6 protein-coding genes are annotated in these 7,734 nt (G+C 72.3%); 4 read left to right on the forward strand and 2 right to left on the reverse strand.

From position 1 onward, the window contains the following. Positions 1-74 precede the first annotated feature (74 nt). Positions 75-1,169, reverse strand: coding sequence for a questin oxidase family protein (locus OO63_RS32075; RefSeq protein ID WP_030359397.1), 1,095 nt, complete (start codon positions 1,167-1,169; stop codon positions 75-77). Positions 1,170-1,711: 542 nt separating this feature from the next. On the opposite strand from OO63_RS32075, the gene OO63_RS32080 reads away from it, so the two are divergent. Further along, positions 1,712-2,734 (forward strand): sigma-70 family RNA polymerase sigma factor, encoded by a 1,023-nt coding sequence (locus OO63_RS32080; RefSeq protein ID WP_030359398.1) that lies wholly within the window; start codon positions 1,712-1,714, stop codon positions 2,732-2,734. Positions 2,735-3,072: 338 nt separating this feature from the next. Here OO63_RS32080 and OO63_RS32085 read toward each other — a convergent pair whose 3' ends face one another. Then, a complete protein-coding gene (locus tag OO63_RS32085) occupies positions 3,073-4,053 on the reverse strand; it encodes a helix-turn-helix transcriptional regulator (protein WP_030359399.1) in 981 nt (326 codons plus the stop codon). 105 nt (positions 4,054-4,158) lie between these two features. Here OO63_RS32085 and OO63_RS32090 point away from each other — a divergent pair, with 105 nt between their 5' ends. The 3 genes from OO63_RS32090 to pfkB all read left to right on the forward strand — a co-directional run. Beyond that, positions 4,159-5,721 carry an MFS transporter gene (locus OO63_RS32090; RefSeq protein WP_030359400.1) on the forward strand — a complete coding sequence of 521 codons (1,563 nt, stop codon included), beginning with the start codon at positions 4,159-4,161 and terminating at the stop codon, positions 5,719-5,721. A gap of 231 nt (positions 5,722-5,952) precedes the next feature. Continuing rightward, entirely contained in the window at positions 5,953-6,714 is a 762-nt protein-coding gene (locus tag OO63_RS32095; RefSeq protein ID WP_030359401.1) for a DeoR/GlpR family DNA-binding transcription regulator, read from the forward strand. 56 nt (positions 6,715-6,770) lie between these two features. Next, a partial coding sequence (gene pfkB, locus OO63_RS32100) for a 1-phosphofructokinase (protein ID WP_063750482.1) occupies positions 6,771-7,734 on the forward strand: 964 nt, incomplete at its 3' end.

Below are 7,734 nucleotides of genomic sequence, written 5' to 3' on the forward strand. Positions count from 1 at the left end.
CCGGCCGCACACGCCGCCGCGCCCCGCCCGCCCCCGGCGTGCGGTTCGCCGCGAGGCGGGGCGCTTCGACTCGTTCAGAGCGTGGGCGGGTTGAGCTCCACGCCCCGCAGCGCGGCGGCCCGCGCCAGGCGGTCGCCCACGTCCAGGGCGGTGTCCGCGAACTTGATCGTGTGGTCGTCGCCGTGCGCGGCGGCCCGCGCGAAGACCTCGTCGAAGGTGCTGCGGCCCGCTTCCGAGTCGGCTTCCCGGTACGTCTCCGGGGTGGCCGGCGAGTAGGCCGCGGTCACCGCCGCGCTCGCCGCCCAGGCCGCGTCCAGGGAGGCGGGCCACAGCTCGCGGGGGAGCGCGGGCAGGGTGCGCAGGACGGCGTTGGGGGCGGTCGCCGCGTGCACCAGCATGATCGGCTCGCCGTGACCGTGGGAGGCGAAGCGGTGCACGGCGGCGGTGACGAGGTCGGCGAGGCGGGCGCGGGCGGCCTCGGGGTCGGGGTGTGCCGAGCCGCCGGGGGTGCTCCCGGGCCACGCCGGGACCTGGGTGAGCTGGGCGAAGCGGTCCGGCAGGCTGCCGTCCTGCACCGGGATCCGCTCCACCGCGGCGAGCGCGTCGGCCGCCCCGGCCGACGACGGCAGGACGACGGGGGTGCGCGGGGGCAGCGGGGTGTGCCGCGCGGCCCAGTAGCCGAGGCCGTGGGCCAGCTCGGCGACGCGGGGCGCGGTCTCGCCGCCGGGGCCGAGGAGGCTGCGCACGGCGTGGCCGACGCGGATCACCGGGTGCGTGGAGCCGCCCGAGATGCCCGGCAGGAGAACCGGCCACCAGGCGGCGAGCACTTCGCGCCAGGGCCGCTCGGCGAGGGCACGCTCGAAGTAGCCGATCCAGTCGGCGGCGCGCCGCGGATCGCCCAGGGCCGTGCGCCAGTCGGCGTCGGTGACCGGCGTCCCCGGCGCGGGCATGTCCTCCAGCTTGGCGCGGTAGTAGTCGAGCCAGCGGTGCACGGTGTGGCCCTGTCCGCCCCGCACCAGGGCCTCGACGGCCATCGGTCCGTGGTTGGTGAGCCGCCCCATGCGCTCGGGTCCTGAGGCGTGCAGGCGCTGCAGGGCCTCGTCGAGGATCCCGCTGTCACCGGGGGCGGCGACGGCCCCGGCGTGGCTGATTCTGCTCGTGTCGGTCATGGCCGCACGCTAAGGCGACCCCATCGGCGGCCGTAACGGTCTGGGGGACTAGGCCCCTGGTCCGAGCGGTTTCTCGGACCGGTACCGCTGAAACGTCCTACCCGAGAATGCCGGATTTGTCCCGCTGGGCAACCATCAGGCGGCGCGGGTCGTCTTCTGGGTGGGAGAGCGGCCAAAGGCGGCCCTCTTCCGGTGGGACCCGGCGGGAAAGAGGCCGTGTCGATGTGACGGCGGTCTCACGTACGTGGTGGTTGCGGATGTCGGTGAGAGCTCCGGGATCGGTCCCGGATCCCGGTCTGACCTGCACCTCTGTACGTTCCGACGGCAACGGCCCGCACTCTGCGGCGGCACAGGGTACTGCATGATCACAAAAACGGGTGCGCGGCATGGGAATTCTGTCCGGATTCCAGTCGTTGTTTCCATCGGATGCAGAGCACCTGGGAAGGTGTGCCGTCCACCACAGGCCCGGCCCCCGGGCCCGGACCATCAGGGCCACCGGTCCATGACGGACCGACCAGTGACAACCACGCAAGGGAGCACGCATGGCAACCCGTGCCGTCGCCCGTCGTAAGTCCGCCGCCACCGGCGGGACCGACGCGGCACGCAGTGTTCGCGCCGTAGGCGGCGAGATCGCCGACCGCGACCTGGTCGGCATGTACCTCGACGAGATCGCACGCACCCCCCTGCTCGACGCCGCCAAGGAGGTCGAGCTGTCCCAGATCATCGAGGCGGGCGTCTATGCCCGGCAGATACTGGACGGTGTGCTGGGCCGCGACGCCGACGGGATGGAGGAGTCGGCCGTGACCGCCTCGCGCGAGGAGCTCGAAGCCCTCGTCGCCGACGGCGACCGCGCCAAGGACGTCTTCATCCGGTCGAACCTCCGCCTGGTCGTGGCCGTGGCCCGGCGCTATCCGCGCAGTGGCCTGCCCCTACTCGACCTGATCCAGGAGGGCAACGCGGGCCTGGTCCGCGCGGTCGAGAAGTTCGACTACGCCAAGGGCTTCAAGTTCTCCACGTACGCGACCTGGTGGATCCGCCAGGCCATCACCCGCTCCATAGCCGACCAGTCACGCACCATCCGGCTGCCCGTCCACCTGGTCGAGGAGCTGGGCCGGATCCGGCGCGTGCAGCGCGAGTTCAACCGCGAGCACGGCCGGGAGCCGGAGCCCACGGAGATCGCCGCCGAGCTGGCGTCCACGCCCGAGCGCGTGGTCGACGTCCTCGACTGGGCCCGCGACCCCGTCTCCCTGAACATGTCGGTGGACGACGAGGGCGACACCCAGTTCGGCGACCTCCTGGAGGACACCTCCGCCGTCTCCCCCGAGCAATCCGTCCTCACGCTCCTGCGCAGCGAGGAGCTGGACGACCTCATAGGCCGCCTCGACCAGCGCACCGCCTCCATCATCAAGATGCGGTACGGCATCGTGGACGGCCGCGAGCGGACGCTGACGGAGGTCGGCAAGGAGCACGGGCTCACGCGTGAGCGGATCCGTCAGATCGAGAAGCACGCACTCCTTGAGCTGAAGAAGCTGGCTCGGGACACGGGCTTCGACGCGGCCGCCTGAGGCCGGCGGGGCGAGCAGGGGGGTTCGTTCCCGTTGGGCCCCGGTTTGCGGCGGTGCGCTTTCCGGTGGTGCCGGTCACCCCCTATCGGCGCTCCGCGCCTCGTCCTCAATCGCCGGACGGGCTGGGCTGGGCTGGGATGGTCACGGCTGGGCTGGATGGCCGCCCGCAGCCGCGAGGGGTCCTGCACCCCAGACGCCGGTTGGCCGCGGCGTTGAGCTTCCGTTCGGGAGTAAACGGGAAGGGGGTCCCCCCTGCTCATTAAGAGCTTGGGGGAGGGTGGGAGAAAACCCCGCGCGGAGCGCGGGGCACCCCCACCGGCGGAGAGCCGAACAACGCCCTACCCCACGCCGGAGGCGGCCCGGACCAGGCGCATGCCCAACTCGCGCACACGCACGACCAGTTCCTCCGGCCCGTGCACGACGAAGTCGCACTCGAGCCAGAGGAGCCGCGCAGCCACCCACTCCACGGGCTCCGTCACCGTGCCCCGCAGACGGCACCGTTCAGCACCGACAGGCACCAACTCGCCCAGGGAGGCGGGCAACCGCCCACCCACCCGGTCCGGCGGGGCGTGGAACACCACATCCACCTCGTACGCCGTCCTCTCCTGCGGCCGCGCAAGGACACTGCGCCGCACATAGGCGTCCGCGCTGCCACCGGGCAGCATCCGCTCGGTGAAACGGACCCCCGTGGCGAACGGCTCCGACACCCGGTCCACCCGGAACGTCCGCCAGTCCTGCCGCTCCAGGTCGTACGCGACCAGGTACCAGCGCCGCCCCGTCGACACGAGCCGGTGCGGCTCGGTGAGGCGCCGCGACGGCGTCCCGTCCTTCGCCTCGTACGCGAACCGCAACTGCTCGTGCGCGGCCGTCGCCGACGCCATCACCGTCAGCGTCTCCGGCGCGATCCGCACACCGTCCCCCGTGGCGAGCGACATCGTCGCGGCCCCGAGCGCCGACACCCGGTGCCGAAGGCGTGACGGCAGCACCTGCTCCAGCTTCGCGAGCGCCCGCACCGACGCCTCCTCGACGCCGTCCACGGCGTGCCCGGCCCCGGCCCGCAGCCCCACCGCGATGGCCACCGCCTCCTCGTCGTCGAGGACAAGCGGCGGCATCGCCTTCCCCGCGACCAGGCGATAGCCCCCGCTCGCGCCCTGCGTCGCCTGCACCGGATACCCCAGCTCACGCAGCCGGTCGACGTCCCGCCGCACCGTGCGCCGGCTGACGCTCAGCCGGTCGGCCAGCTCACCGCCCGGCCACTCGCGCGGGGTCTGCAACAAGGAGAGGAGCTGGAGCAGCCGTGCCGGTGTGTCCGTACTCATGAGAGGCCTCCCGTACGCCGTGGTCCGACATCCGTCCCGAACCTGATCCCAGGATCCCGTACATCTAGGACGTGACCTGACCTATATGGCCCCTAGCCTTACGGCATGACTTCTTCCAGCAGCACCTCCACGTCAGCGGGGCTCGAGCCCACGGCAGCGGGGTCCCCGACGGACCGGCGCCGCTGGTTCGCCCTCGCGATCGTCATGACGGCCGCCTTCATGGACCTGGTCGACGTGACGATCGTGAACATCGCGATCCCGTCCATCCAGCGGGACGAGGGCGCCTCGTTCAGCCACATCCAGTGGATCACCGCGGGGTACGCGCTCGCGCTCGGCGCGGGCCTGATCACCGGCGGGCGGCTCGGCGACATCTACGGCCGCAAGAAGATATTCCTCGTCGGCATCACGGGCTTCACCATCGCCTCCGCGCTCTGCGGCTTCGCCGCCAACCCGGACATGCTGGTCGCCTCCCGCATCCTGCAGGGCGCGATGGCCGCCCTGATGGTGCCGCAGGTCCTCTCGATCGTGCACGCCACCTTCCCGGCGCACGAGCGCGGCAAGGTCTTCGGCCTGTTCGGCATGGTCGTCGGCCTCGGCGCGGTCTCCGGGCCGCTGCTCGGCGCGCTCCTGACGGAGTGGAACCTCTTCGGCCTCGAATGGCGCCCGATCTTCCTCATCAACCTCCCCGTCGGCATCGCGGGCCTGATCCTCGGCCGCAAGTTCATCGAGGAGTCCAAGGCCCCGAAGGCCCTCAAGCTGGACCTGGTCGGCGTCGTCCTGGTCACGGCGGGCGCCCTGATGCTGCTCTACCCGCTCACGCGCGGCCGTGAGCTGGACTGGCCGGTGTGGGGGTACGTGATGATGGCGGGCGCGCTCGTCGTCTTCGCCGCCCTCGTGGCGTACGAGAAGCACAAGTCCAAGAAGGACGGCTCGCCGCTGATCGAGCTGTCGCTGTTCAAGGTGAAGAGCTTCGCCGGTGGCATCGCCGTGCAGACCGTGTTCGGTGTCATGATGGGCATCTTCTTCCTGGTCTGGACGATGTACATGCAGGTCGGCCTCGGCTGGAGCGCGCTGCGCGCCGGTGTGACGGGCGTGCCCTTCTCCATCGCCGTGTCCGCCGCGGCCGGTCTCTCCGTGCAGGTGTTCGTGCCCCGCTTCGGTCGCAAGGTCCTTCAGGCCGGTGCGCTGACCATGGCCGCGGGCGCCCTCATCTACATCTGGGAGGCCGATCGGTACGGCAGCGGCATCGCGTCCTGGCAGATGGCGCTCCCGCTGGTCGTGATGGGCGTCGGCATGGGCCTGATCGTGGCGCCCCTGACGGACGCGATCCTCTCCGAGGTGCCGCGCGAGCACGCCGGTTCGGCGTCCGGCCTCCTCAACACCGTCCAGCAGATGGGCAACGCGTTCGGCCTCGGCCTGGTCTCCGTCGTCTTCTACGGCGTCATCGACGAGAAGGTGACCCCGGACCGCATCCCGGCCGAGTTCATCAACGGCTTCCAGCACGCCATGTGGTGGGTCGTGGCGGTCCTCGTCGCCATCTTCCTGCTGATGCTGACCCTCCCGAAGCGCCCGAAGCAGCACATCGAGGGCGCGGACGACTCCGGCGAGGAGCCGGACGCCCCGGCCGAGGCCGTGTCGAAGACCCGCGAGGCGGCCCTGACGCACTGACCCCACAGCTCGACACGGCAGAGCCCCGTCCCACCTCATGGTGTGGGCGGGGCTCTGCCGTGCGCCCCCACGGCCGCCGCGTGGCCCGGCCGGGGGACCTCAGTCCCACCCGCACCAGGACCAAAGCCCGAACATGTCCACTGCATGCCCGTTCATGTTTACTTCCAGGGATCGGGGTCGTACGCTCCAGGTGAACCAACGTAATCGGGCAAAGGCAGGAGGCCCCTAGCCATGTACGGCCCAGAACGCCAACAGGAAATCCTGCGCCTCGCCAGAGAGGGAGGCCGCGTGGACGTCCTCTCCCTCGCCACCGAGTTCCAGGTCACCGCGGAGACCATCCGCCGCGACCTGAAGGCCCTGGACCGCGCGGGCCTCCTCCGCCGGGTGCACGGCGGCGCCATCCCGGCAGGCCGCCTGGACTTCGAACCGGACCTCGCGGAACGCGAGAGCACGGCCGCCGACGAGAAGGACCGCATCGCCCACGCCGCCCTCGCCGAACTCCCCGCCGAAGGCAGCGTCATCCTCGACGCGGGCTCCACGGTGGCCCGCCTGGCCGCCTCCCTCCCCCTGGATGCGGAGCTGACGGCGGTCACGCACAGCCTCCCCACGGCGGCCCGCCTGGCCGACCACCCGGGCATCCAGCTGCACCTGGTGGGCGGCCGCGTAAGGCACCGCACGCGGGCGGCCGTGGACGCCTGGTCCCTCCGCGCCTACGGCGAGATCCGCGCCGACGTCCTCTTCCTCGCCGCCAACGGCTTCTCCACGGCCCACGGCCTGACCACCCCCGACCTGGCCGAGGCCGCCGTGAAGCGCGCCGCCGTCGCCGCGGCCCGCCGCGTGGTCCTGCTCGCCGACTCCGGCAAGCACGGCCAGGAGCACTTCGCCCGCTTCGGCGACCTCACCGACGTGGACCTGCTCATCACGGACACGGGCCTGCCCGAGGCCGAGGCCGCCGCCATCGAGAAGGCGGGCACGGAGGTCGTACGCGTATGACGGAAGCCGCCCCCACAGCCCCAGAAGCCTCCACAGCCCCAGAAGGCACCACCCGCATGATCCTCACCGTCACCCCCAACCCCTCCCTCGACCGCACCTACGAGGTCCCCGCCCTCGACCGCGGCGAGGTCATCCGCGCCACCGGCGAGCGCATGGACCCCGGCGGCAAGGGCGTGAACGTCTCCCGCGCCGTCGCCGCCGCGGGCGTCCGCACCCTCGCCGTCCTCCCGCTCGGCGGCGCCCCCGGCGCCCTCGTCGCGAGGCTCCTCGACGAGCAGGGCATCGAGGTCGCCCCCGTCCACGTAGCGGGCCAGACCCGCTCGAACATCTCCGTCGCCGAACCGGACGGCACCCTCACCAAGATCAACGCGCCCGGGCCCGAACTGACCCCCGCCGAACGGGAGTCGCTGCTCACCACCGTCGGCGAGCACTCACCGGGCGCCGACTGGATCGCCTGCTGCGGCAGCCTGCCGCGCGGCCTCGCCCCCTCCTGGTACGCCGACCTGGTCGCCCGCTGCCACGCCGCGGGCGCCCGTATCGCCCTCGACACCTCGGGCCCGGCCCTCCTCGCCGCCCTCGCCGAACGCCCCGACGTCGTCAAGCCCAACGCCGAGGAGCTCGCCGGAGCCGTCGGCCGCCCCCTCGCCACCGTCGGCGACGCCGTCAAGGCCGCCGAGGAACTGCGCGAACGGGGCGCCCGCGCGGTCCTCGCCAGCCTCGGCGCGGACGGCCAGCTCCTCGTCGACGACTCCGGCACGTACTTCGGATCCGCCCACGTCGACGTCGTACGCAGCAACGTCGGCGCGGGCGACAGCTCCCTCGCCGGATTCCTGATCGCCGGCGGCACAGGACCCCGCGCCCTCGCCTCGGCCGTGGCCCACGGCGCCGCCGCCGTCCGCCTCCCCGGCAGCGCCATGCCCACCCCGTCCGACCTGTCCCCGGACACCGTCACGGTCACGCCCGAAGCCCCCCTGGACCTGTCTCTTATACACATCTCCGAGCCCACGAGACTAAGGCGAA

The sequence above is a fragment of the Streptomyces alboflavus genome, assembly GCF_000716675.1.
GTDB lineage: Bacteria > Actinomycetota > Actinomycetes > Streptomycetales > Streptomycetaceae > Streptomyces > Streptomyces alboflavus.

Coding starts and splice junctions, on each gene's coding strand:
- OO63_RS32075 (WP_030359397.1), bottom strand. CDS start 1,169: ATGACCGACACGAGCAGAATCAGCCACGCCGGGGCCGTCGCCGCCCCC.
- OO63_RS32080 (WP_030359398.1), top strand. CDS start 1,712: ATGGCAACCCGTGCCGTCGCCCGTCGTAAGTCCGCCGCCACCGGCGGG.
- OO63_RS32085 (WP_030359399.1), bottom strand. CDS start 4,053: ATGAGTACGGACACACCGGCACGGCTGCTCCAGCTCCTCTCCTTGTTG.
- OO63_RS32090 (WP_030359400.1), top strand. CDS start 4,159: ATGACTTCTTCCAGCAGCACCTCCACGTCAGCGGGGCTCGAGCCCACG.
- OO63_RS32095 (WP_030359401.1), top strand. CDS start 5,953: ATGTACGGCCCAGAACGCCAACAGGAAATCCTGCGCCTCGCCAGAGAG.